At 73.1% G+C, this 23,850-nt stretch carries 28 protein-coding genes; 11 read left to right on the forward strand and 17 right to left on the reverse strand.

Translation table 11 applies throughout. From position 1 onward, the window contains the following. Nucleotides 1-42 precede the first annotated feature (42 nt). Genes OG309_RS29685 through OG309_RS29695 form a run of 3 tightly spaced genes read right to left on the reverse strand, consistent with a single transcriptional unit; the run spans nt 43 to nt 2,356 of the window. On the reverse strand, nt 43-897 hold the full coding sequence (locus OG309_RS29685) for a metal ABC transporter solute-binding protein, Zn/Mn family (protein WP_329425448.1): 855 nt from the start codon (nt 895-897) through the stop codon (nt 43-45). Beyond that, complete coding sequence (locus tag OG309_RS29690) at nt 819-1,724, reverse strand: metal ABC transporter permease (protein ID WP_329425449.1); 906 nt, start codon at nt 1,722-1,724, stop codon at nt 819-821. Before OG309_RS29690 ends, OG309_RS29685 begins: the two co-directional genes overlap by 79 nt. After that, complete coding sequence (locus tag OG309_RS29695; protein ID WP_329425450.1) at nt 1,721-2,356, reverse strand: metal ABC transporter ATP-binding protein; 636 nt, start codon at nt 2,354-2,356, stop codon at nt 1,721-1,723. Before OG309_RS29695 ends, OG309_RS29690 begins: the two co-directional genes overlap by 4 nt. 251 nt (nt 2,357-2,607) lie before the next feature. On the opposite strand from OG309_RS29695, the gene OG309_RS29700 reads away from it, so the two are divergent. Next, nucleotides 2,608-3,342 carry a DJ-1/PfpI family protein gene (locus OG309_RS29700; protein WP_329425451.1) on the forward strand — a complete coding sequence of 245 codons (735 nt, stop codon included), beginning with the start codon at nt 2,608-2,610 and terminating at the stop codon, nt 3,340-3,342. Nucleotides 3,343-3,372: 30 nt separating this feature from the next. Here the strand turns inward: OG309_RS29700 and lysA are convergent, their stop codons facing one another. Continuing rightward, the gene (lysA, locus tag OG309_RS29705) at nt 3,373-4,707 is read right to left on the reverse strand and encodes a diaminopimelate decarboxylase (RefSeq protein WP_329425453.1); all 1,335 of its coding nucleotides are present in this window, start codon (nt 4,705-4,707) and stop codon (nt 3,373-3,375) included. Between the two features lie 14 nt (nt 4,708-4,721). Next, nucleotides 4,722-5,084: an SAV_915 family protein gene (locus tag OG309_RS29710; RefSeq protein ID WP_329425454.1), complete on the reverse strand. Its 363-nt coding sequence runs from the start codon at nt 5,082-5,084 to the stop codon at nt 4,722-4,724. 397 nt (nt 5,085-5,481) lie between these two features. Here OG309_RS29710 and OG309_RS29715 point away from each other — a divergent pair, with 397 nt between their 5' ends. Further along, a complete protein-coding gene (locus OG309_RS29715) occupies nt 5,482-6,567 on the forward strand; it encodes a hypothetical protein (protein ID WP_329425456.1) in 1,086 nt (361 codons plus the stop codon). Between the two features lie 83 nt (nt 6,568-6,650). Beyond that, the gene (locus OG309_RS29720; protein WP_329425457.1) at nt 6,651-7,301 is read left to right on the forward strand and encodes a phosphoribosylanthranilate isomerase; all 651 of its coding nucleotides are present in this window, start codon (nt 6,651-6,653) and stop codon (nt 7,299-7,301) included. Here OG309_RS29720 and OG309_RS29725 read toward each other — a convergent pair. The 11 genes from OG309_RS29725 to OG309_RS29775 all read right to left on the reverse strand — a co-directional run bounded on the left by OG309_RS29725 (nt 7,298) and on the right by OG309_RS29775 (nt 16,241). Further along, nucleotides 7,298-7,825, reverse strand: coding sequence for a PadR family transcriptional regulator (locus OG309_RS29725; RefSeq protein WP_329425459.1), 528 nt, complete (start codon nt 7,823-7,825; stop codon nt 7,298-7,300). The two genes, OG309_RS29720 and OG309_RS29725, sit on opposite strands and share 4 nt — an antisense overlap. A 37-nt stretch (nt 7,826-7,862) precedes the next feature. After that, nucleotides 7,863-8,726: a hypothetical protein gene (locus tag OG309_RS29730; protein ID WP_329425461.1), complete on the reverse strand. Its 864-nt coding sequence runs from the start codon at nt 8,724-8,726 to the stop codon at nt 7,863-7,865. A gap of 115 nt (nt 8,727-8,841) precedes the next feature. Further along, nucleotides 8,842-9,978: a DUF2306 domain-containing protein gene (locus tag OG309_RS29735; protein ID WP_329425463.1), complete on the reverse strand. Its 1,137-nt coding sequence runs from the start codon at nt 9,976-9,978 to the stop codon at nt 8,842-8,844. Between the two features lie 359 nt (nt 9,979-10,337). Continuing rightward, nucleotides 10,338-11,132 carry a maleate cis-trans isomerase family protein gene (locus tag OG309_RS29740; protein ID WP_329425465.1) on the reverse strand — a complete coding sequence of 265 codons (795 nt, stop codon included), beginning with the start codon at nt 11,130-11,132 and terminating at the stop codon, nt 10,338-10,340. Next, nucleotides 11,129-12,517 (reverse strand): MFS transporter, encoded by a 1,389-nt coding sequence (locus OG309_RS29745; protein ID WP_329425466.1) that lies wholly within the window; start codon nt 12,515-12,517, stop codon nt 11,129-11,131. Before OG309_RS29745 ends, OG309_RS29740 begins: the two co-directional genes overlap by 4 nt. Before the next feature lie 35 nt (nt 12,518-12,552). Next, nucleotides 12,553-13,233, reverse strand: coding sequence for an HAD family hydrolase (locus OG309_RS29750; protein ID WP_329425468.1), 681 nt, complete (start codon nt 13,231-13,233; stop codon nt 12,553-12,555). Next, the gene (locus OG309_RS29755; RefSeq protein WP_329425469.1) at nt 13,230-14,183 is read right to left on the reverse strand and encodes a pseudouridine-5'-phosphate glycosidase; all 954 of its coding nucleotides are present in this window, start codon (nt 14,181-14,183) and stop codon (nt 13,230-13,232) included. Before OG309_RS29755 ends, OG309_RS29750 begins: the two co-directional genes overlap by 4 nt. 88 nt (nt 14,184-14,271) lie before the next feature. Continuing rightward, nucleotides 14,272-14,970 (reverse strand): DsbA family oxidoreductase, encoded by a 699-nt coding sequence (locus tag OG309_RS29760; RefSeq protein WP_329425470.1) that lies wholly within the window; start codon nt 14,968-14,970, stop codon nt 14,272-14,274. Further along, the gene (locus OG309_RS29765; RefSeq protein ID WP_329425472.1) at nt 14,967-15,455 is read right to left on the reverse strand and encodes a nucleoside deaminase; all 489 of its coding nucleotides are present in this window, start codon (nt 15,453-15,455) and stop codon (nt 14,967-14,969) included. Before OG309_RS29765 ends, OG309_RS29760 begins: the two co-directional genes overlap by 4 nt. Before the next feature lie 8 nt (nt 15,456-15,463). Continuing rightward, nucleotides 15,464-15,781, reverse strand: coding sequence for a DMT family transporter (locus tag OG309_RS29770; RefSeq protein ID WP_046908007.1), 318 nt, complete (start codon nt 15,779-15,781; stop codon nt 15,464-15,466). Nucleotides 15,782-15,827: 46 nt separating this feature from the next. Further along, on the reverse strand, nt 15,828-16,241 hold the full coding sequence (locus OG309_RS29775; protein WP_329425475.1) for a DMT family transporter: 414 nt from the start codon (nt 16,239-16,241) through the stop codon (nt 15,828-15,830). A gap of 129 nt (nt 16,242-16,370) precedes the next feature. Here OG309_RS29775 and OG309_RS29780 point away from each other — a divergent pair, with 129 nt between their 5' ends. The 8 genes from OG309_RS29780 (at nt 16,371) to OG309_RS29815 (ending at nt 22,388) form a co-directional block, all read left to right on the forward strand. Then, nucleotides 16,371-16,826, forward strand: a complete 456-nt coding sequence (locus OG309_RS29780; protein ID WP_329425476.1) for a MarR family winged helix-turn-helix transcriptional regulator — start codon at nt 16,371-16,373, stop codon at nt 16,824-16,826. A 377-nt stretch (nt 16,827-17,203) separates the two neighbouring features. Next, nucleotides 17,204-18,661 carry an AMP-binding protein gene (locus OG309_RS29785; RefSeq protein ID WP_329425478.1) on the forward strand — a complete coding sequence of 486 codons (1,458 nt, stop codon included), beginning with the start codon at nt 17,204-17,206 and terminating at the stop codon, nt 18,659-18,661. Further along, nucleotides 18,658-18,927 carry a phosphopantetheine-binding protein gene (locus OG309_RS29790; RefSeq protein ID WP_329425480.1) on the forward strand — a complete coding sequence of 90 codons (270 nt, stop codon included), beginning with the start codon at nt 18,658-18,660 and terminating at the stop codon, nt 18,925-18,927. The genes OG309_RS29785 and OG309_RS29790 overlap by 4 nt, the downstream gene beginning before the upstream one ends. 54 nt (nt 18,928-18,981) lie before the next feature. Continuing rightward, nucleotides 18,982-19,356 carry an ectoine synthase gene (locus OG309_RS29795; protein WP_329425482.1) on the forward strand — a complete coding sequence of 125 codons (375 nt, stop codon included), beginning with the start codon at nt 18,982-18,984 and terminating at the stop codon, nt 19,354-19,356. 86 nt (nt 19,357-19,442) lie between these two features. Continuing rightward, nucleotides 19,443-20,594, forward strand: coding sequence for an acyl-CoA dehydrogenase family protein (locus OG309_RS29800; protein ID WP_329425483.1), 1,152 nt, complete (start codon nt 19,443-19,445; stop codon nt 20,592-20,594). A gap of 18 nt (nt 20,595-20,612) precedes the next feature. Next, nucleotides 20,613-21,323, forward strand: a complete 711-nt coding sequence (locus OG309_RS29805) for a transglutaminase-like domain-containing protein (protein WP_329425485.1) — start codon at nt 20,613-20,615, stop codon at nt 21,321-21,323. Nucleotides 21,324-21,337: 14 nt separating this feature from the next. After that, a complete protein-coding gene (locus tag OG309_RS29810; protein WP_329425487.1) occupies nt 21,338-22,147 on the forward strand; it encodes a maleate cis-trans isomerase family protein in 810 nt (269 codons plus the stop codon). 4 nt (nt 22,148-22,151) lie between these two features. Beyond that, a complete protein-coding gene (locus tag OG309_RS29815; RefSeq protein ID WP_329425488.1) occupies nt 22,152-22,388 on the forward strand; it encodes a DUF6253 family protein in 237 nt (78 codons plus the stop codon). Nucleotides 22,389-22,506: 118 nt separating this feature from the next. On the opposite strand, the gene OG309_RS29820 is transcribed toward OG309_RS29815, so the two are convergent. After that, nucleotides 22,507-23,847, reverse strand: coding sequence for an esterase-like activity of phytase family protein (locus OG309_RS29820; protein ID WP_329425490.1), 1,341 nt, complete (start codon nt 23,845-23,847; stop codon nt 22,507-22,509). Nucleotides 23,848-23,850: the final 3 nt, after the last annotated feature.

Raw genomic sequence — 23,850 nt, forward strand, 5'->3', positions numbered from 1 at the left:
CGGGGGTCACGGCCCCCGCCCTCCGCTCCCGGGGTGGGCGGATCACCCGTCCACCCCGCCCATGCCCTTCCTCAGCTCCGTCGCCGCACCCCGGTACACGGCCAGCAAGTCGAGGTCCTCACCCGGGTAGTTGGCGATCTCCACCTGCCTGGCACCCGAGTCGGGCAGGACCGTGCCCGTCGACATGTGGGCGTTGTCGAGGACGAGCGCGGGCTTCTTCGCGGAGAGGGCGGCGAGCTGGGCCGGGGTGACGGGCTCGGGGCCGTACGTGCCGACCGTCGTGGCGCCCGCGAGGCCGGCCGCCCAGCCCGTGAAGACCTGCGTGACGACCGTCGGGCTCCGGCCGCCGGGCCAGGCCGCGCGCAGTTCGCCGCGCAGCCTCGCCACCTCCGCGTCCAGGCCCGTCTTCCAGTGCGCCGCAGCCTCCTTCGTACCGAACAGGGCGCCCAGACGCGCGACTTCGGCGGCGGCCTTGCCGGGCTCGTTGTCGAGGTTCACCTCGACGAGCCGCGCCTTGGAACCGGCCGCCTCCTTGATCTTCGCGGCGTACGGCTCGAACGGCGCGTACAGCACGAAGTCCGCCCCGGCGACGGCCGCCAGGTCGGAGGGCTTCGGGTCGTAGTCGGGGGCGTGATGGACCGACCGCGGCACGATCACCGTGACGTCCTCGGCCCCCGCCGCCCTGGCGAAGGCGCCCTCCCAGGTGGTCGTCGCCACGACCACCGGCTTGCCGTGCCCGCCGGGTGCCGCGTGGTCGTCGGCAGCCCCAGGGGCCGGGTCCGCGGTACCGCAGGCCGACGTCACGAGGAGGGCGGCGCTCAGTGCGAGGAGGGGAAGGACGGGAGCGAGGCGGAGACGTCGGGTGAGGCGGGTGGTGCGGACGCGGAAGCGCGCCATGGGCGGATTCTCCGTTCGGGGACGAGATGGACGGCGAGGACGACGAACCCCGCCGTCAGGACCAGGACCGGCCCCGGCGGCCAGTCCAGCCACAGGGCCAGCAGGAAGCCCGTCAGATTGACGCCGACGCCGATGCCGACCGCCCACAGCACGATCGACCGCAGCGAGCGGCCCAGGCGCCGCGCGGCCAGCGCGGGCAGGAGGGTGAGGGCGTCGACGAGCAGGGCGCCGGTGAGCTTGATCGCGCCGGCGACCGCCACCGCGACGAGGACCAGGAGCACCGTGGTGAGCAGCCGGACCGGCACCCCCGAACACTGGGCGAGCTCCCGGTCGTACAGCAGCAGCGCCACCTCGCGCCGCCGCCACCACAGCAGCGCCGGTACGGTCACGGCGAGCGCGGCCAGGACGACGAGGTCCGCCGTGCCGACCGACAGGATCGACCCCCAGAGCAGGGCGAACGCCCCGGAGGCGTTGACGCCGGACACGGCGAGGACGAGCAGCGCGCCCGCGATGGCCAGGCTCATCAACAGGCCCATCGCGCCCGAGAGCCCGTCCGGCGTACGGGCCAGCGGGGCCACGCCCGCGCCCGAGAGCGCGCAGGCGACCAGCGCGCACAGCATCGGATCGAGCCCGGTCAGCAGACCGACCGCGATGCCCAGCAGGGCCACGTGCATCATCGCGAACCGCACCGGCATGATGTCGAGCCCGACGATCACCACCCCGACCACCGGGAGCCCCACGGCCGCGAGCAGCAGCGCGAACCCCGCCCGCCGCACCGGCACCAGGTCGAGCAGTGCCCCCAGGTCGGCGGTCGCGAGCGCGCTCACCGCACCTCCCGCAGACGCCCCGCGGCCATCTCCAGGACCCGGTCGCAGCGCGCGGCGAGGGCCCGGTCATGGGTCACCACCACGAGCGTCACCGGCAGCGCCGCCAGCACGTCGGCGGCCTCCTCCTGGCCCGCGAAGTCCAGCGCGGCGGTCGGCTCGTCGGCGAGCAGCACCTGCGCTCCGGCCGCCACGCAGCCGAGCGCCCGGGCGAGGTACATGCGTTGCAACTGGCCGCCGGACAAGGTGTGCACGGGCCGGTCCGTCAGCCCGCCGACACCGAGCCGCCCGGCCGCCTCGGCCGCCTCGACGGGCGCGCCGCCGCTCGCCAGGAGCTCGTCGCCGCGCAACGGGAAGCGCCCCGCCGCCGGCTTCTGCGGAATCCACGCGCAGGCCCGGCGCCGCACGCCCCACTCGGCCGCTGAGCGGGCCGTGCGGCCGCCTACCTCGATGGTGCCGGTGGTGTGCGGGTGCAGTCCGAGGACCGCGCGCAGCAGCGTCGTCTTCCCGGAGCCGTTGGTGCCGGTCAGGGCCACCCGCTCACCCGCCGCGATCACCAGGTCGACGTCGGCGACCGCCTCCGTACGCCCATGGCGGCAGCCGACCCCGCGCATGCGTATGTCCAGTCCGCCCATGCCCTGCCTCTCAGCCCTGCCCCGCCTCGCGGGCGGGGGAGAAGTCGGCGGGCGCCGCCCCGGGGTTCCCACGGATTCGCCGGAACCCGCGGACGGCACGGACCGACCCCTTTCCCGAAACACATGGGACGCATGGCACCCAGAGAACCCAGAGAACCCAGAGGCATCTCCCACCTGACTGGCCCCATCTGCCTCAGCTGCCCTACCTGCCCCACCTGCCCCATTCCTCACGTCAGCCCCAGGAGCTTCCGATGAACCGCAGGCAGTTACTCCGCGCCACCACCGCCCTCGGCGCCACGGGCACCCTCGCGGCCACGGCCGTACCGGCCGGCGCCGCTTCCGGCCCCGCCGCCGCGCCCGCCCCCGCCCCGAACCGGCCGCTGCGCGTGCACATCCCGCTCTTCGACGGCGTCGAGGAGCTCGACTTCGCCGCCCCGTACGAGGTCCTCTCCGGAGCGGGCTTCTTCACCAGCCGCCCGGTGGAAGTCCGTTACGTCTCCGCCACCGGCGCGCGCTCCGTCACCGCCGCCTACGGGACGGCCGTCCGCGGCGTCCGGCCCTGGGCGCCCGAGGAGGCCGACGTCCTCCTCGTCCCCGGCGGCGGGTACGCGCGGCGGGACAGCCCGGGGGTCTGGGCGGAGATCGACCGGGGGACCCTGCCCCGGGCCCTCGCGGCCGCCGCCCGCCCGGGACTCACCGTCGCCGCGCTCTGCACCGGCGTCATGCTCCTGTCGGCGGCCGGCCTGACCCGGGGGCGCCCCTGCACCACCCACCACAAGGCCAAGGCCGACCTGGAGGGCCAGGGCGGCCTGGTCAAGAACGCCCGGGTCGTCGACGACGGCGACCTCGTCACCGCGGGCGGCGTCACCTCAGGCCTGGAGCTCGCCCTGTGGCTGGTCCACCGCGAGCTCGGCTCCGACGCCGCCACCGGCCTGGAGTCGATGCTGGAGTACGAGGCCCGCGGCACGGTCTGGACCTCCGCCTAGGAGCCGGGCGGGGCCCCACCGCCCGGGGTCCTACAGGCCCACGTCGCGGGCCTGGAGGTCGGCCTGGGTCTCGCGGCGCACCAGCAGGCGGCTCGTCCCCGCCGCGACGGCCACCACGGGCGGACGGCCGACCAGGTTGTACGTGGAGGCCATCGACAGGTGGTACGCGCCGGCCACCGGCACCGCGAGCAGGTCGCCCGGGTGCACGTCCGAGGGCAGCACGACGTCCTCGGCCAGGACGTCCCCGGCCTCGCAGTGGCGCCCCACGACCGTCGCCCGCCGGGCCGCCGCCCCGGACCGGCGCCCGATCAGCCGGGGCGCGTACCGCACCCCGTACAGCGCCGGGCGCGGGTTGTCGCTCATGCCCCCGTCCACGGCGACGAAGAAGCGCTCGGGCGTCGCCTTGACCGCGAGGACCCGGTAGACGACGACCCCGGCCGGGCCCGTCACCGCCCGCCCCGGTTCGATGACGAGCCGGGGCACGGGCAGCCCCGCGCCCGCGCAGCTCTCGGCCAGTTCGGACCGCACCCTGCGGGCGAGGGCGGTCAGGTCGAGCGCGGGGTCGCCCGGCCGGTACGCGATGCCGTGCCCGCCGCCGAGGTCGAGCTCGGACAGCACCACCCCGTGCGCGTCCCGGGTGCGGGCCATCAGCCCCACCATCCGGCGGACGGCGACCAGATACGGCTTGACGTCGGTGATCTGGGAGCCGAGGTGGCAGTGCAGCCCGGTGAGCCGCAGCCGGGGCTGGCCGATCAGACGGGTGATGGCGTGCTGGGCGTGCCCGTCCCGCAGCGAGAGCCCGAACTTCTGGTCGTCGGAGCCGGTCCGGATCTTGGCGTGGCCGCCCGCGCTGATGCCGGGCGTCACCCGCAGCAGCACCCGCTGCCGCTCGCCCGGCCCGACGGCGGCGGCGATCCGCGCGATCTCGGCGGGGCTGTCGATGACGATCCGGCCCACGCCGAGCCGCAGCGCCGTCCGCAGGTCCTCCGGGGACTTGGCGTTGCCGTGCAGCAGGATCCGCTCGGGCGGAAAGCCGGTGGTGACGGCGAGTTCGAGCTCCCCGGCGGAACAGACGTCCAGGCCGAGGCCCTCCTCCTCGACCCAGTGGGCCAGGGCGCGGCACAGGAACGCCTTGGCCGCGTAGTGGACGTCGGCCTCGGGGAACGCGTCCCGATAGGTGCGGCAGCGCTCGCGGACCTCGGCCTCGTCGAGGACGTAGACGGGGGTGCCGTGGCTCTCGGCGAGCTCGTCCAGCGGCACGCCGCCGACGGACAGGCCTCCGTGGGGCCGCTCTTCGGTGCTGGCGGGCCACACGGACAGGTCGCCCGCCGGGACGGCGACCGGAGGCAGCGGCGTGACGGTCATCTCGGGGCCGCCCTTCAGCGCGCGGACGCGGTCAGGGGGCGGACGGGGGCGGCGACCCGGGGGACGGCGGCCCCGCCCGGGACCGGTGCCGTCAGCGTCGGGTCGACGGCCAGGGCGTCGATGCCCAGCGGCCGTACCAGCGCCCGCAGCGCGGGCTCGGAGAGCGACGTCCACGGCTGGTCGGCGCCGAGGACGGCACGCAGCCGCGCGGGAGTCGTGAACGCCACCGCCGTACGGGCGCCGACGGGGGTGCGGAAGAGGCGGGCGGCGCAGCCGTGGGCCACCGGCCGGACGGGCACGCAGAGCCGTCCGGCCGGCACCTGTTCGGAAGGCTCGGGATCGTCGCCGTACAGATCACCGCACTGGACGTGGGGCATGGTTCCTCCAGGGAACGGGCGTGCGCTCCGGCGGAGTTCGCGCCGGGGCGGTGAGCCGAAGCTACGCCCGCCCCCGGTGCCCGGGAGCTCCCCTGACGTACCCCTGACGCCGGTTTGACGCGAATCGCGCGCCTGAGTGGCGCCGAATCGTCCGCCGGAACCTCCGCCTACGTGGCGCCGGATCCTCCGCCGGACCGCGGCCGGATCCTCCGCCGGACCGCCGGCCGGGCCGCCGGGCGGGCCGCCGGGCGGGCCGGCCGGCCGGCGGTCCGCCCGATCGTTCGCGTTCGCCCGGACGTCACCGACGCGACGCCGGGACGGCCGGGCCAGGGCCCCCGCGTGACGAGATTGCGCGATCACCTCGATCCGCGCGCGGGGAGCTGGCACGCTTGCCGTCGTGACGTACGTCGTAACCGTGGAAACGTGCATACCCCAAGGTGCTCCCGAGCTGGACGAGCTGCGCCGGATCGGGGCCGGGACGCTGCTGGAGCGGGGCTTCGACTCCGTGGCCGGGGTCGAGGGGCCCGACGGGGTCGAGGTCGGCGTCCTCGACGTCGTCGTCGGGGTCCATCCCGGCGGTGCGGTGCTGAACGTGTTCGTCGAGGCACCCTCGCTGGAGGTCGCCGAGGACGCGGTCGGCTCCGTGACCCAGGAGGTCCTCGACCGGTCCGAGGTGCTCGCCGACTGGGTGGTGGAGAGCAGCGAGGTCAAGCTGCACACCGATCTCGCCCGGGAGAGCCTGGAGGCCGCCGACGGGCCCGACGCCCCGCCCAGCGATCCGCAGGCGCGGCGCGCCCAGCACGCCCAGAAGGCCGACGAGCCCTTCGAACAGGCCGAGGAGACGCACGACCCCGAGGCCGAGATCCGGGGCATGGCCGCACGGCTGCGCTCCTTCCCCCCGGCCGCGTTCGGGGTCGTCGACCCCGTCGACGAGTTCGGTGTCGGCCCCTCAGCCGCCGAACTGGCCGCCGGCGCCCTGGTCTACGGCGCCGAGGTGCTCATCGACGAGCTGTTCGACGACGTGCAGGCCCTCGCCGACGAGGACACCAACGTCGCCGACTGTGAGGGCCATCTCTGGCACCTGGACCAGCTCCCGGTGCGCTACGCCGCCCGCTACGACGAGCTGTTCGCCCGCCGCTTCCTCGTCACGGCCATCGCCCTCACCACCCGCTTCACCGACGGCGGCTTCGAACGGCTCGGCTGCCTGGCCGAGGAGCTCGTGCTGAAGTTCCTCCTGGAGCAGGCGCACGTCACCCTCGACCTGTACGGCCTGCTGGACGACGAGGTCACCGCGGCGCTGGAGTCCTTCTCCGCCGGCGTCTACGAGGACCAGGACTTCGAGTGGCTCTTCGACGACGCGGGCGACACCCCGACCGAGCCGACGGTCCTCGGCTTCGGCACCTGGTTCACCCCCTTCGGCGAGGACCGCTACGTGCACCCGTACGCCGCCGACGAGCTGGTCCAGGAGCCGGAGGACGCGTAGGCGGTAGGCTCCCGGGAGGCGGGCCGTCCGGGAGGGGTTCCGGACCCCGCGCCCCGGGAGAAGTCCGCGAGCGAGGAGCAGCAGTGTTCGTCAAGGTGTGCGGGCTCGCCACGACCGCCGACATCGATGTGGCCGCCGAGGCCGGGGCCGAGGCCATCGGCCTGGTGATCAGCGGGACCAGCGTCCGCGGCCTCGACTGGGACCGGGCGGTGCGCCTCGCCGCCCACGTGCCCTCCCACGTGCGGTCCGTCCTCGTCGTCAACGACACGGCCGCCGGCGACGCCGCCCGCGCGGCGGACGAGCTCGGCGTCGACGCCCTCCAGCTGCACGGCCCCGCTTATGCCCGGGCCGACTTCGAGGAGGCGGCCCGCACCTTCCCGCGCCTGTGGCGCGCCACCTCCCTGAACGAGAAGCCCGACACCCGGGTCGGCGCCTACGGCGAGGAGGTCCTGCTCCTCGACTCGCCCCGCGCCGGATCCGGCGCCCGCTGGGACCTCTCCCTGCTCGACGCCGCCCGCCCCGAGGGCGCCTGGCTGCTCGCCGGTGGGCTCGCCCCCGACAACGTCGCCGAGGCGATCCGGCAGGCCCGGCCCTGGGGCGTCGACGTCTCCAGCGGCGTCGAGTCCGCCCCCGGCGTCAAGGACCACGCACGCGTCCACGCCTTCGTCACGGCCGCCAAAGCCGCCGCCAAAGCCGCCGCCGAGGCCGCGGCGAAGACCGGGGACGCTCCCTAAGGGGTGTCCGAGGGCTCGCGGTCCGCCACCCAGCGCCAGAAGTCGACCATCATCCGCTCGTAGCGGATGCCGAACTCCAGGGCCTCGCGCTGGCCCCGGCTGAGGAGTTCGCCGACGCTCGTGGCGAGCTCCTCGTACTCCTCCAGGGTCCGGGCGTGCTCCGTGACCTGGACCGGGGCGTGCACCCGGGGGCTCGCGCCGAACCACAGTTTGAGGATGCCGCGTTCCCGCGCCTCGACCGGCACGAACGCCGGGTCGTCGAGCCAGCCGCGCAACGCCCGGACGCCGTCCTCCGTGAGCCGCATGAGGCGCCGGTTGCGCCCGCCCTCCCGCCGCGTCTCCGACAGCAGGCCCGCAGCCAGGAGCCGGTCGCACTGCGCGTACACCTGCGCGTGCGGAACCGACCAGAACGGCGCCACCGTACGGGCGGCCTCGACCTTCACGTCGTAGGGGCTGGCCTCGCCCAACGCGTCGATGATGCCGAGCACCAGGAACGAGGGCGTGGTCAACCGGACTTCAGACATGCCGCGACCGTACACGCAGCCGACGGCCGGGACGGGGTCAGCCGGTGGCCGCCGCCAGGTGCCGGGTCCACAGCACCTGGCCGGACACCCCCGTCGCCAGCAGTCCGACGACCAGACCGACCAGACTCAGGGCCGGCCCGGAGCCCCAGTCGACCGCCGAGGCATGCACGGCCAGCAGCACCGCCGCCGCGAGCGCGACCAGCGGCACGGACAGCAACGCGGGCCGGATGCGCGCCAGATCGTCCTCGGCGAGCGAACCCAGCACCCCCACCCCGAGCGCGAGCGCCCACACCCCGAGCCCCTGGGCGTCGGCCCGGCTCACCGCCCAGGGCACCAGGGCGCCCCAGAACGCGGGCGAGACGAGCAGCCCCGTGCCGAGGCCGAACCAGCCCGCCCCCAGCAGTGCCAGCGCGGGCTTCGACCAGCCGGGCAGCGGGGCGATCCGCGCGACCGGGGCCCGCACCGGCCGGCGCAGCTGCAGCACCAGGCAGACCACCGCGCCCAGCGCCAGCAGGGCGAGCGTCGCGACCCAGCCCAGGCTGAACAGGACGAGGAAGATCGGGCCGCCGGACACCACCCGCAGGGCGCCGCCGTTGAGCAGCGACACCGCGAACAGGCCGACGAGCACGACCGCGAGCGGCCAGATCAGGGTCCGCACCTCCGCCCAGCTCCCGGACCGGCCGACGGTGAGCAGCGCCGGTGCCACGCCCGCCATCGCCGCCCCGAGGAGCCCGGGGCTGAGTGCCTCGGGAGACACCCACGGCCCGGCGGCGTGCCCGGTGACGCTCGCGACGACGAGGAGCGCGCCGACGCCGATGCTGATCAGGGCCACGGCCGTGCTGAGCACGACCACCCCGGGGGCGAGCTCGCGGCCGTCCGTCCTGCCGGAGGTGCTGGTCATGGCTGCTCCGTCTCGGCGGGGAGAAGGGGGAGAAGGGGAAGAAGAGGGAGAAGGGGAAGAAGAGGGAGAAGGAGGAGGGAGGGGGAGAGGGGGGAGCGGGACGGGGAATGGGCGGTCAGGCGGCTTCCGCCGTCGGTACGGGGTCCGGTGCCGCGGGGTCCCCGGCGTCCGACCGGCGCCGCGACGCCTCCCGCCCGTACAGCACCCGCAGGCTCAGCACCGTGTTCGCCGCGAAGGCCATGAAGCCGCAGCCGATCCCGGCGCCCGCGACCAGCGCCGTCAGCGGGTCGAGGCCCGTCGCGCGTTCGAACACCGTCGCCGTGCCCGCCGACAGCGCGGGCGCCAGGCACAGGGCGGCCAGCTGGGTGCGCCACTCCTCGCGCGGCCAGTGCGCGCCGCGCCGGTCCGCCCGCAGGGCCCGCAGGTGCAGGACGGCCGCGATCACGACGTACGGCACGAGGTAGGCGAGGAGCAGCCGGCGGCCCTCGGTGCCGTGGCCGAGGAAGGCCCGCCCGAGCCAGACGAGGCCGGCCGCGCCCAGCACGTGGGCGGCGGCCAGCACCGGTACGGGGCACCAGCTGCCGGTGACGGTGGGCAGCTCCTCGCGCCGGTCCAGGGCGCGGGAGGCGAGCAGCGCGCCGAAGGCGACGAGGGCGCCCAGGTGCATGATCGCGACCCGGTTGACGTCCTGGAGGGAGAGCCCGGGGTAGAGCACGGGCAGCGCGCCCCATTCGAGGCGCAGCAGCGGGGCGGTCATCAGGTAGCCGTAGCCGAGCAGCATCCACCGCTGGTGCAGTTCCGGGAGTCCGGCGACGGCGGTGAGGACGCCGAAGGTCACGCTGAAGACGGTGCCGGCCAGGATCGTGGCGAGCACGATCCAGAACGCGGCGCCGCTGAAGGCCTCGTGGGGCGGGGTGCGCGCGAGGTAGACGGCGGCGCCGGCCATCGAGGCGTAGACGACGACGGCGTACGCGATCCCGGCCGCCCGGTGGAGCCGGATCCGGCGGCGGACCGCCGAGAGCAGCTGGAGCGGGCCGAGCAGCATGAGCAGTCCGCCGAGGACGGAGTGCGCGAACAGCGGGACGAGGCTGCGGGTGTACGGACCCATCCGGTCGCGGACGGCGTCGGCGACGTACCCGGGCGACACCGACCTGCCGAGCAGCCACTCGCCGAACGCCGGGGCGCCGGGGCTGGCGTACGGCCACAGCTCGGTCATGGCGATCGGGGCGTAGAGGAGGCAGGTGACGGTCACGGCGATCGCGGCGATCCGGGCCAGGCGCGGAGCTCGACGCGGAGCCGGTGGCCCTTCCTGCCGCGGTCCTCGGCGCGGGCCCGGGAGCCGACCCCGCCGCGGTTCCCGTCCCGGCCCTCGGCGCGGACCGTCGTGTGTGTCCGTCGCACCTGCCATGGAGGCGCCCCCGTTCCTCGATAGTCCTTTCTGGACTATCGAGGAAGGTAGGGCCAACCTCCGCTCCGGTCAATGCCCCGTACCTACCGGCGAGTTCGCGTCGTCCGGCGCGGGACGCGGACATGGCCGTGCCCCGGCGGCGGGGGACGGCGCGCCGGGGCACGGAGCTCGGGAAAGCCGGCGGGGTCTGCCGGGCGAAGGTGTCAGGGCGTGGCGGACGCGCCCCGGTGCGAGCGGAACAGGCGGCCCTGCCGCTCGTCCCCCCGCTCGCCCGCCGCGCGCAGCGCGGACCACAGCACGGACTGGTTGGCGGTGACGACCGGAACGTCCAGGACCTTCTCCAACAGCGGCACCAGCGCCTGGCTGCGGAAGCCGCTGCCGGGCACGAGGACCCCGTCCGCCCGGCCGTCCGCGGCCTCGAAGGCGGCGGTGGTCTGGCGCAGCACCTCGTCCGGGTCGATCGCCCAGCGGGCGCCCGCGTCGAAGGCGTTGTACGGAGGGACGTGCGCCCACTCCGGACCGAGCTCGAAGGGGTGGACGAACACCTCCTCGACTCCGTGCGCCGTCAGGTACGCCTCCGCCGCGCGGTGCGTCGGCGGTGTGAACCACGGCGGCATCACCACCAGCGGGCGCCGCACGCCCACGGCGGCCAGCGCCTCGGTCAGGGCCTGCCCCGAGGTGAAGACCGGCGTGCCGTGGGAGTGCGCGAGGGCGGCCTCGGCGAACTCGGCGTCGAAGCCCTCGCCGCCGAAGAAGCTGGGCGAGCCGAAGCAGAACGCGATCCGGTCGACGCCGAGCCGGCCGAGGAAGTCCAGCGAACGGACCACGTCGGGCGCGTCGGCGAGCAGCCGCGCCGTGCTGCCGGTGTACTCGGCGTCGTCGAGCCGCGGGCACTCGAAGCGCGCCGTGTGGACGCTGGTGCCGTCCGGGGCCGCCCGCCAGATCTCGGTCTCGGGCACGGGGTCGTTGTGGATGACGAGGATGCCCAGGCGGGTCATGCCGCCGTCTCCTTCCCGCGCAGGCCCTGGAAGCCCCGCCAGCTCCACAGCGCGCCCACCGCGGCGATCGCCGCGGCCAGCAGGAACCCGGGCAGGAAGCGGGAGTCCGCCGGCCCGTCGCCGAGCAGGATGACCAGGACGGCCACGCCGAGCGCCCCGCCCGCGTACTGACTGGTCGTCATGAGGGCGCCCGCGACACCCTGGTTGGCGTCGTCGACGTCCCGCGTGCCGCCGACGAACATCGACGTGTAGATCATGCCGTGGCCCAGGCCCGAGACGATCAGGCCCGGCAGCATGCCGGTCCAGTACGAGGTCGTGTGGACGCCGAGGGCGAGCAGCACCAGACCGGCCGCGCCGACCAGGAAGGCGACCGGGGTGCTGACCCCGACCCCCACCTTCGGGATGATCCGGCCGGCGATCATGTTGCCGAGCGTGATGCAGACGGCCAGCGGCAGGAAGGCGATGCCGGCGGCCAGCGGGGCCATCTCCCGGTTCTCCTGGAGGAAGAGCGTCACCATGTAGAACTCGACGCCGGCGACGCTCGCCATGTACAGCGCCGTCGCGCCGCAGCCGACGAGCAGGGTGCGGGTGCCGCGCAGGGACCGCTCGATCAGCGGCTCCGAGCTGCTGCGCTCCCGCACCACGAAGACGGCCAGGCCGACCACCGCGGCGGCGAAGGAGACCAGCGTCGACGGCGCGCCCCAGCCGTCGCCCGCGGCGAAGGTCAGACCGAACACCGAGGCCAGCACGGTCGCCGTGCACACCACGGCGCTGAGGACGTTCAGCGGCTTCGCCGTGCGCACGTCCGCCTGGTGGAGGAAGCGCGGTGCGGCGAGCACGCAGACCAGCGCGAAGGGCAGGTTGACGAAGAAGGTCCACCGCCAGGACACGGTGGTGAGCAGACCGCCCACGACGACCCCGGCGGCGAGTCCGCTGGCGCCGACGGTGCCCCACACGGCCATCGCGCGGGTCCGCTCGCGGCCCGCCTCGAAGCTGGTGTTGAGCAGGGCGAGGATCGACGGCTGCAGCGCGGCGGCGGCGATGCCCTGCGCGGCCCGGGCGAGCAGCAGCACGGCCGCGCCGGCCGCGAGGCCGCCGGCGAGCGAGGCCAGGCCGAAGAGGGCGAGCGCGCCGATGAACAGGGTGCGCGGGCCGATCCGGTCGGCGATCCGGCCGCCGAGGATCAGGAAGCCCGCGAAGAACACGCTGTAGGCACTGACGACCCACTGCATGGCGGAGCCGGACAGGTCCAGGTCGGCGCTCATGCTGGGCATGGCGACGAAGATGACGGAGAAGTCCAGCGCGATCAGGAACTGTGCGGCGGAGATGGTCAGCAGGCTGCCCGTGACGCTCCGCTTGTGGGTGGAGGTGAGTGTGGCTGTCATGTCCCCTGGTCTCTACGGTTCGCTGGGTCGGGCTTCTAGTGCGGTGCGGACAGCGGCGCTGCGGTCAGCGTGCCGAGCACGTCGGCGAGGGCGTCGACGGTGCGGACGACGGTGTGCGCCCCCGCGTCGGCCAGGGCCTCCTCGGTGGCGACGCCGTAGGTGACGCCGACCGCGCGCATGCCCGCCGAACGGGCCATCCGCATGTCGTCGACGGCGTCCCCGACCACCACGCACGCCTCCGGGCCGCGGCCGAGCCGCCGGGCGGCCAGCAGCGCCAGGTCCGGGTGCGGCTTGCCGCGCTCGGCCATGCCGTGGCAGACCACCGCGTGGAACAGGTCGTACAGCCCGGCGGGCTTGAGGAGTTCCTCGGCGCTCGGCCTGATCTTGCTGGTCACGATGGCGATCTGGTGGCCCTCCTCGCGCAGCCCTTCGAGGAGGCCGCGGACGCCGGGGAAGACCAGCTCGCGGGCGCGCGGCACGGCCTGCTCGCGGAAGAGGTGCCGGAAGAGGGCGACCGAGGCGTGCACCTCGGCGTGGTCCTCGGGAAGGTCCGTCAGCTCCGCGAAGGAGGCGGCCAGTGGCCGGCCGATCGTCGCCCGCACCCGCGCGTCGGAGGCGCTGCGGCCCCGCTCGGCGAGGGTGGCGTGGAGGGTGTCGGCGATGGCGGACGGCGTGTCGAGCAGGGTGCCGTCCAGGTCGAAGAGGACCGCGCTCACCGCTGCTCCTCCTTGGCGAGGTGGACCGCGAACTGGGCCGCGAGGGCGGTGGTCGACTTCAGTACCGACACGTTGGCGTCGGCGGTGCGGCCCTCGGTGGCTTCGGCGATGGCCTTGAGCAGGTACGGGGTGACCGCCGGGCCCGTGATCCCTTCGCGGGCCGCGCGCTCGGTCGCCTCGGCGAGCGCGTCGGCGATCTCCTGCGAGGGGATGCCGTCGTCCTCGGCGATGGGGTGGGTGACGAGGACGCTGGTGTCGTTGCCGGAGCGCCAGTGGGCCCAGGTGGCCCGGGCGACGTCGGCGAGGTCGTCGAGGCGGTGCGGGTTGCGCACGCCGCTGGAGACCGAGAGGTAGGCGGGGAAGTCGTCGCAGCGGTAGCCGATCACGGGGATGCCCGCGGTCTCCAGCCACTCCAGGGTCCACTGGGGGTGCAGCATCGACTTCGCCCCGGCGCACACCACCGCGGTCCGCGCGCGGGTGAACTGGACGAGGTCGGTGGAGATGTCGAAGCTGGCGGGGGCGTCGCGGTGGACGCCGCCGATGCCGGCGACGGCGAAGACGCGGATCCCGGCCAGCTCGGCGGCGAGCAGCGACGAGGAGACGGTGGTGCCGCCGGGGCCGCCCGCCGCGAGGGTGACGCCGATGTCACGGGTGGAGACCTTCGGCACCTTCCCGGCGGCGCAGAACTCCTGGAGCAGCGCGTCGTCCAGGCCGACCCGCAGCTTGCCGCCGAGCAGCGCGATCCGCGCCGGTACGGCGCCCTGGGCACGGATCCCGGCGTCCATCTCCCGGGCCAGCTCCAGGTTGTAGGGGTGGGGGAAGCCGGAGAGTACGGAGGATTCCAGGGCCACGACGGGTCTGCCGTGGGCCAGGGCTTCTGACACCTCCTCGCCGAGTGCGAGGAGAGTCGGGTCGAATGCCGGCGCACGAAGGTGCGAGGAGGTGGTCATGAAGGGTCCCCTTTGTGGTGCGTAGTGCTGTGCGGTGCTGTGCTGTGCCTGTCTTTCCGGTCTTCGGGTTCCGTGGAGGGCGGACGCGTTACGCGCAGCCCGTGCCGTCGGCGCGACAGACCACGCCGTCGAGCGCGACCGACTCGGCCAGCCTCGCCCGCTCGTCCAGGACGGCCTTGCGGATCTGCGCGGTGCTGGGCACGCCCTCCAGACGGGTGTCGCCGACGAGGATCGTCGGGACGGCCTGCACGCGGTTCGCCTCGGCGTCCCGCAGGGCGTCCTGATGACGCTCGTAGTACGTGCCGTCCTCCAGGGCCTTGCGGTACGCGGGGCCGTCGAGGCCGATCTCCTCGGCGAGGCCGACGAGGACGTCGAGCCGGCCGAGGTCCAGGCTCTCCTGGAAGAAGGCCCGGAACATGCGCTGGTTGTACGCGTCGCCCCGACCGTGCTCGACGGCGAACTGCCAGCCCTCGAAGGCCAGCCGGGTGTACGGCTGCGGCGAGACGGTGGGCAGGGTGATGTCCACGCCCAGGCGGCGGGCCATCGGGTAGACGGCGCGCTTCCAGATCTCGGGGAGGTACGGGTCCTCCGGGCGGAGGGTCGGCTTGGGCTCGGCGCGGAGCTCGAAGGGCTTCCACTCGATCTCGACGTCGAGGCCCTCGACGGCCTCCTCCAGCGGGCCCTCGGCCAGCATGCAGAAGGGGCACACGTAGTCGGACCAGACCTGGATCCGTACCTTCTCGGTGCTCGGGGCGGCCTCGGGCGTCCCGTCGGTCTCGGTGCTCACGAGTGGATGCTCCCTCGGTTGGCCAGGTACTCCTGGAACGGCACCTCGTGTCCCTCGACCGGAAGGTGGGTGGTCCTGATGCCCCACGCGGTCGGGTCGGTGCGGTAGATGCCGTACGAGCCGGAGTAGTCGAAGCCGTGCCGGGCGGCGGTCCCGCGGTCGGCGGCGAAGACGATGTGCTCGACGCCGAAGTACAGGGCGACCTGGTAGCACAGGGCGCACGGCTCTCCGGAGGCGATCAGGGTCGCCCCGTGCACGGCGAACGAGCCGTGCTGCTTGGTGGCGTTGCGCAGGGCGACCACCTCCGCGTGGGCGGAGGCGTCGCGCTCCTCGCGGACGCGGTTGAAGCCGGTTCCCAGGACCCGGCCGTCGTGGCGGACCACGATGCCCGAGAAGGGGATGCCGCCGGAGGCGACGTGCTCGCGGCTGATCCGGACTGCTTCTTCCACCTGCTTGGTCAGGTGGTCCTTGGCTGCGGTCGTCATGAGGGGGCTCAGACGGAGGTCACGCGCAGGATGATGGCGCCGCCGATGATCGACGCGAAGGAGAGCAGCCGGGCGAGGGTGATCTTCTCCTTGAAGATGATCGCGCCGAAGACGACGGTGCCGACGCCGCCGATGCCGGTCCAGATGGTGTAGCCGACCGACACGTCCAGCTCCAGCAGGGCGTGGGACAGCGTGTAGATGCCGCCGGCCGCGGCCAGCAGGGTCAGCACGCTGGGCCACAGCTTGGTGAAGCCCTGTGTGGCGTTGGTGCCGAGCGCGAAGAGGATCTCGAAGACGATGGCGATACCGAGGTAGACCCAGGTCATGGGAACGGCTCTCTCTACTGGAAGTGAGGTGGGGAGGGGGGGAGGGTCAGACCGTGGCCTTGGCGCGCTCTTCGGCGACGCGCTCCTCCGCGACCTTCTTGTTCGCGGCGATCTTGTCCGTGATGCGCAGGGTGGTGCCGCCGCCGATGATCAGGACGAAGGCGAGCACCTTCCAGATCGTCATCGGCTCGTCGTAGATCAGGGTGCCGAAGATGACGGTGCCGACGCCGCCGATGCCGGCCCAGACGGTGTAGCCGACGCCGACGTCGACGTACTTGAGGGCCTGGGAGAGCGTGTAGATGCCGCACGAGGCCGCGGCGGCCGTGAGGAGCGAGGGGCCGAGGCGGGTGAAGGCGTGGGTGGCCTCGGTGGAGAGGGCGAAGGTGATCTCGAACAGCGACGAGAACAGCAGCCAGGCCCAGCCGATGTTCTGGTTCTTCTGTGTCTGCTCGGCGGACACTATGCCTCCATAGTTGTTTGTGCGTGCAAGTTCCTTAGGATCATGAAGCTCCTAAGTACGGCACGGAGTTAGCTAGGATCTTGCATGGTCATATAACCTGTTGTCAAACCCCCTTTTGAGGAGAGGTACATGAACAACGCCAGCACCACGTCTCCCGCACCCACCTCGGACCAGGCCGTCTGGGACCGTGTGCTCACCCTCCACGCGCGGGTCGAGCGGGAGCTCGCCAACGCGCTCCAGCGCCGGCACGGCATCGGCCTCTCGGAGTACCGGGCGCTCGAGAACCTGTCCTCCTCACCCACCAGCGAGCTGCGCATGCAGGAGCTCGCCGACAAGATCGGGCTCGGGCAGTCCTCGGTCACCCGCCTCGTCGAGCGGCTCAAAGGTGCTGGTTACGCGTTCAAGGACCTCTGTCCCTCGGACAAGCGCGGGGTCTACGCGGTGATCACGGACGAGGGTCGCAGCCGTTACGTGGCCGCCCGTGCGACCTACGCGGAAGTGCTCTCCGGCGCGCTCAACTCGCAGGGCGCCGACCCCGCGCTCGCGGCCACCGTGGCCTCGCTGCGCAGCGCCCGCCCGGCGTAACCCCCTCTTCCAGGGCTCACCCCGAGCGCACCCCCGTCCCCCCGGGCTCGCCTCCGTCCCCTCCCCGCATCCCTCCCCCGACCGCTGGCCGTCGCCTCCCACCGTCTCCATCCGCCGGAGACGGAAGGGCGCGGCCTTTTTGCGTTCACACGTCCGCAGCACCGACTTAATGATCTTGACTTAGAGTATTAGTTGCATGCACAAGCGGTGACCTAGGTCACAACGCGACCGCTCGGTATATGCTTGACCGTGCATGGAAACTCGGTAGTGTCTGATCCCGGCGCAGATCGGTCCGAACGGAAGGCGTTCACTCGAACGAAGACCGGACGGACCGGACGGTGCTTGGCCCAGTCTTTTCCAGACCATGCGGGGGAAACGTGCCATCGCCCAGCCTTGCCCAGAACATCGCCGCGCACGCCGAGCGGCAGCCTTCCTCGACGGCGCTCGTGCTCAACGACGAGCGGGTGACCTACGGCGAACTCGCCGCCCTGGTGGCGCTCCTGTCGGAGCGGCTCGCGGCGGCGGACCTCCCGGCCGACAGGCCGGTGTGCGTACCGGCCCGCAAGGACCCGGCGACCGTCGCCCTGATGCTCGCCGCCTTCGGCCGGCCCCTGGTCGTCCTCGCGCCCTCCGCCGAACTCGGCGGGGACGCCCTCGACCGGATCTGCCGTCAGGCGCGGGTCTCGGCGCGCCTGACGGCCGCCGCCGACGGCACCCTGACCGTCCGGCACCAGGAGGAGGACGAGGCCGCCGCGGACGGCTTCGCCCGGCCCGCCGCCGACGCGGCCCGGCTGCTCCTGACCACCTCCGGCTCCACCGGCACCCCCAAACTGGTGCCGATCGGGACCGGGGCCTTCGACGCCTTCGCCGCGTGGGCCGTCGAGGAGTTCCGCATCACCGCCGCGGACGGTTCGCTGTCCTACGCCCCGCTCAACTTCGACCTGGCCCTGCTCGACGTGTGGACCTTCCTCGGCGCCGGGGCGCGGGTCGTCCTGGTCGACCGCGAGAAGGCCACCGACGCCCCGTACCTGCGGAGCCTCGTCGCGGACGGCACGGTCACCTTCGTCCAGGGGGTGCCGCTGCTCTACCGCCTCCTCACCGAGGGGGAGGGGGGCTTCGAGCGGGTGCGCGAGGTCGTCCTCACCGGGGACGCCGTACCGCAGGACCTCCTGAAACGTGCCGCAGAATCGTTTCCTCTCGCGCGGTTCCACAACGTCTACGGCTGCACCGAGACCAACGACAGCTTCGTGCACCCCATCGACCCGCGCACCGCACACGGGAAGATCCCGATCGGCCGGCCGCTGCCCGGCGTCGAGGCCGCGGTCCTCGACGACGAGGGGCGGACGCTGACCGGACCCGGCAGCGGCGAACTCGTCGTCCGCACCCCCTTCCAGACCACCGGCTACCTCCAGGAATCCCTGAACCCGGACGTGTTCGTCGTCCGCGAGGGCCGGGTCTTCTACCGCACCGGGGACATCGTCACCCGCAACGCCGACGGCCTCTACCAGCTCGAAGGCCGCTCCGACTGGCAGGTCAAGGTGCGCGGGGTGCGCACCAACCTCCAGGAGGTCGAGTCCGTCCTCGCCCGGCACCCCGACGTCGAGGAGGCGGCCGTCGTCGCCCTCCCCGACCCGGAAGCCGGGGTGAAACTGCACGCCCGCCTCACCAAGCGGGCCGGAGCCGGCCTCAACTCCCTCACGATCCGCTCGTACGCGGGAGCCAACCTGCCCCGCCACGCCATTCCGTCCAGCGTCCGCATCAGCGAGATCCCCCTGCCGCGCACCTCGACCGGCAAGCCGGACCGCAACAAGATCAAGGAGGAGATCAGCGCATGAGCGCCCCCACCCGTGACATCGCCGGAGAGATCCGCGCCCACCTGCTCACGCAGTACCTGAAGGGCGAGGACATCACCGCCGAGGACCTGCCCGGCGACTACGAGCTGATCGAGTCGGGCGTCGTCGACTCGCTGGGCCTCGTGAAGCTCATCCAGCACATCGCCAACACCTACGGCGTCCCCATCGACGACATCGAGATCGGGCCGGACAACTTCCGCACGATCGACGCCATCACCAAGACGATCACGGACAACACCGCTCTCTGAACGACCCCCTCAGGCATCCGCCAGGTTTCCGCACATTCCGCAGAGGAGTCACGCATGTTCACGCGCACGCTCGAGGACGTCACCCCGGTCGAGTGGGGCAACGGCACCAGCCACCGGCTGCTGACCGACGCCGACAAGATGGGCTTCACCGTCTGCAAGACGCTGGTCCGCAAGGGCACCAACTCCGCCCTCCAGTACCGCAACCACCTGGAGGCCTGCTACTGCGTGGCCGGCTCCGGCGCGGTCGTGCACAAGGACGGCACCGTCTTCAAGATCAACCCGGGCACCATCTACGTCCTCGACGAGCACGACCCGCACTACCTCATAGCCTCCGAGCACGAGGACCTGCACCTCATCTCGGTCTTCAACCCGCCGCTCACGGGCGCGGAGCAGCACAGACTCTCCGAGGACGGCTTCTCCCAGTACTAGGCCGCCCCGCGTTCCCCGGCCGGGCCGTCGGCGCGACATGGCCCGGCCGGGGACGCACGCCCCGCCCGCATCCAGGAAGGAAGACCGTGACCGCCGATGTACTGCCGCCCCTGACCGACCGGGACGGCCCGCTCACCGAACTCGTCGCCCCCTATGCCGACGTCCTGAACGCCGACCTCGCGGAGCTGGACGCAGGCGGCGTCTTCTCCCGCGCCAAGTGGCAGGCGATCAGGGACAGCGGCATCCTGCGCACCCCCTTCAAGGAGGAGCACGGCGGCAGCGGACGCAGCTTCACCGAGACCATGAAGGCCCTCGAAGGCCTCGGCTACCACTGCCGCGACGCCGGCATCGCCTTCTCCACCTCGACGCAGATCGTCTCCCTCGCCACCCCGCTGGAGAAGTTCGGCTCCGCCGAGCTGAAGGCCCGGTACCTGCCCCGCATCCTGTCCGGCGAGGCGATCACCGCCCACGCCATCACCGAGGAGTCCGGCGGCTCCGACGCCATGAACATCAGCACCGTCGCCGTCCGCGAGGACGACCACTACGTCGTCGACGGCGGCAAGATGTTCATCACCAACGCCCCCGTCGCCGACCTCTTCCTGCTGTACGTGCGCACCGGCAAGCCCGGCCCCTTCGGCCTGACCTGCCTGCTCGTCGAACGCGACACCCCCGGTCTGGAGATCGGCGAACCCCTCGACAAGCTGGGCCTGCGCACCTCCCCCCTCGGCCGGCTGAGCTTCGACCGGCTGCGCGTCCCGGTGACCAACCGGGTCGGCGCCGAGGGCGGCGGCTTCCTCGTCCTGGACTACGTGATGAAGCGGGAGATCCTCTACGCCTTCTCGCTCTCCCTCGGCGAGATGCGCCACCGGCTCGACACCGTCATCCGGTTCGCCACCGAGCGCTCCCAGTTCGGGCGGCCCATCTCCGGCTACCAGGCCATCAGCCACAAGATCGTCGACATGCGGATCGCCGTCGAGACCGCCGCCAAGTGGCTCGCCGACACCGGCGCCAAGGCAGAACGCGGCGAGGACATCTCCCTCGACCTGGCCTCCACCAAGATCGTCGTCTCCGAGGCCAACGTGAAGACCGCCCTGGACGCCGTCCAGATCCACGGCGGCCGCGGCGTCCTCACCTCGTACGGCATCGAGCGCGACCTGCGCAACTCCGTCGCCGGAACCATCTACTCGGGCAGCAGCGAGATCCAGCGCAACCGCATGGCCGCCCTCCTCGGACTCTGAGCTAGGAGCTCTCCCGTCATGAGCATCGCCCTCGACGAACTGCACGCACTGACCCGGCCCACGGACTTCCTCGACCACGAGTCCGACGAGGTCCAGAACTTCGTGGACTCCGTCGTCAAGGACCGTGCCGCCGACCGGCGCGAGAACGCCGTGAAGCTCTACTACGCCGTCCGGGACGGCCTCGACTACGAGGTCTACGACACCGACCTCAGCCCCCGGGGCCTCAAGGCGTCCAGCGTCCTCACCGCCGGCCAGGGCTTCTGCCTGCACAAGTCGGTCGTCTACGCCGCCGCCGTCCGCGCCCTGGGCATCCCCTCCAAGCTGGTCTACGGCGACGTCCGCAACCACCTCGCCAGCCCCCGGCTGATCGCCCACATCGGCGGTGACGTCTTCTTCCACGGCCTCACCCAGGTCTACCTGGACGGCCGCTGGGTCAAGGCCACCCCCGTCTTCAACAAGCTGCTCTGCCGCCTCTACGGCATGGAGGCGCTCGAGTTCGACGGCACCGGCGACTCCCTCTACCACCCGTACGCCGGCCAGGGAGGCAAGGGCTCCATGGAGTTCCTCAAGGACCACGGCTCCTTCGACGACGTCCCGTACGACTTCGTCATCTCCACCATGCGCGCCAAGCACCCCAACTTCCTGAGCAGCGAGGGCAGCGGCACCGTCAAGGGCGGCTCGCTCGCCGCCGAGGCCGACACCGCCGTCGACGCCACCGCCGGCAGATGAGGAGCCGAGAGAGCATGAGCAGCGCCACCACCTCGCCGTCCGACGGCTGGGACGCCACCACCCGCATCGGCGTCGTCGTCCCCTCGGCCGACATCGGCCCGGAGGCCGAACTCCAGGCCGTCTCCCCGGACTCGGTGACGATCCACGCCTCGCGCATCGACTTCGGCGGGATGCTCCCCGGCGGGCACATGGTCGCGGAGAAGATCCCCCAGGACCCCATCACGGCGTTCGTCGAGCCCCCGGCCGTCGACAACGCCGTCAAGCTCCTGGCAGACTCGCCGCTGCACGCACTCGTGCTCGGCTTCACCAGCTCCTCGTACGTCCTTGGCGTTGACGGCGAGAACGCCCTCTACGAGCGCCTCGCCCCCGTCACCCGCGGCATCCCCGTCACCGGCACCGCCAGGGCGGCCGTCGCCGGCTTCCGCGCCCTCGGCGCCCGGCGGATCGCGATCGTCAACCCCCCCTGGTTCGACGACAAGCTCTCCACCCAGGGCCAGGAGTACTTCGAGGCCCAGGGCTTCACCGTGGTCCACCACGGACCCGTCGGCCTGCCGTCCGAGCAGACCGCGATCACCCCGCAGAACCTGTCGGAGTGGATCCGCACCACCGTCGCCGACGCCCGCCCCGAGGCCATCCTCGTCGCCGGCAACGGCATCCGCGCCGTCGGCACCGTCCGCGGCCTGGAGGACGAGCTCGGCTTCCACGTCCTCACCGCCAACCAGGCCGTCCTGTGGCACGCCCTGCACCTGGCCGGCGCCGCCGAGGCCGCCGCGCGGGTCACCGACTACGGGCGCCTCTTCCGCGCCGTACCGAAGGAAGCGTGAGCGGATGCTGCCCGCCGACGGCTACGTCGCCGTGTTCACCACCCCCGAGGGCGACGTCTACCGCACCCCCCTGGTCTGCTGGCGCACCGACGGACCGAACGTGTACGGAGTGACCCTCCACAAGGGCGGGCTGCGCAGGGCCGAGGAACTCCCCGGCTTCACCCGCTACGCCGTCAAGCCCGACTGCTCCTGCGCGACCGCCGTCCCGGCGCCCGTCGCCAGGCAGCTCGCGAGCCGGTAGGTACGGTCCCCGGACCCCCGGGGCAGTGCGAAGGCGCCGTACCCGCCACGAGGCCCGCCCCGCTCCGCCGGCGAACCGGGGGAGCGGGGCGGGCCCTCGGCACACGGAGCCGGGCGCGTCAGCGCAGCGGGCGGTCCAGCCGCACCTTCACCAGCCGGGTCTCGATGCCGCTGTCGACCAGGCGCCCGGCCGCGTCGAAGGCGCCGGTGCCGTCGGTCATGCCGAAGTCGTTGTCGTTGAGCAGCACCAGGGTCCGCTCGCCCTCGACCGCGACACCCTCGATCTTGCCGGGGACGCCCTCGACCGTGCCCAGGTCCACCACCAGGCGCTTGGCCGGCACCGGGACGCCCGCCGCCGCCGGGTCGTCGAGCTGCTCAAGGGCCGGGCTGGTGCCGGCCGCGTCCCAGGCGGAGCCGAGGATGTCCGAGCCGCGCCGGAGCCGGATCTCGTACAGCCGTGCCGCCTTGTCGGTGCGCTCCTCGACGAGCAGCCGGTCGCCGCCCAGCGCGACGAGCGCGGAGATCTTCAGCTCGGAGGTCTTGGTCTGGCCGGGCTCGACGACGCCGACCGGGTCGAAGCGGTACGCGTACTCGGCGGTGACCTTCGCCTTGCGCGGCGAGAAGCGCAGCAGCCGGGTGGTGCGGGAGTTCTCCCCACTGTCCTTGTCGGGGTTGAGCAGCGGGCTCTGCAGCGCCATCACCAGGTCGCCGTCGGGCAGCAGCGCGAGCCCCTCGAAACCGCGGTTGATCTTGCGCTGGAGGTAGATCGACGGCAGCGACTCGATCACCGGGTAGTCGGCGCCGGTCAGACCGAGCCCCTTCGGCACGTGCCGGGCGAGCACCCGGCCGCGCGCGGAGACGTGCACGAGGGACGGGCCGTACTCGTCCACCAGCCAGAAGCTGCCGTCCCGGTCCCGCACCAGTCCCTCGGTGTCCAGACCGTTCGGGTCGTAGCGCAGCGGGGTCCTCGCGTCGTAGGTGTACGGCGCCTCGTCGCGGCCCGGCTGGTTCGGCAGACCGGTCACCGGGGCGCCGGAGGACGTGGTCAGCGGGATGGCCTTCAGGACCTCGACGCGGTCGCCGACGGTACGGATCTTCACGATGGCCGGGTCGAAGCCGGGCACGGGGAAGGTGCGCCGCTTGTCCTTGCCGACCGCTATCTGGCCGTTGGGCCCGCGGTCGGTGACGGTCCAGTACTCACCGCGCCGCCCGGCCGGGTAGAGGTCGCTGCCGATGCCGCCCAGGTCGACCCCGCGGTCGTCGGCGACGCTGCCCGGCAGCAGCCGGTTGCTGAACCCGGCCAGCGGGACGTCGGGCAGGACCGAGGCGGAGACGACCCGGGCGGGGGAGCCGTGCGGGGCCGGCGTGCCCTCGGCGGGCCAGGCGACCGCGGTCAGGGCGAGGGCGGCGGACAGCGGCAGTACGGCGGCGGCCGGCCGGCGCAGGCGGCGCGGATTCATGAG

Source organism: Streptomyces sp. NBC_01268, from assembly GCF_036240795.1.
GTDB lineage: Bacteria > Actinomycetota > Actinomycetes > Streptomycetales > Streptomycetaceae > Streptomyces.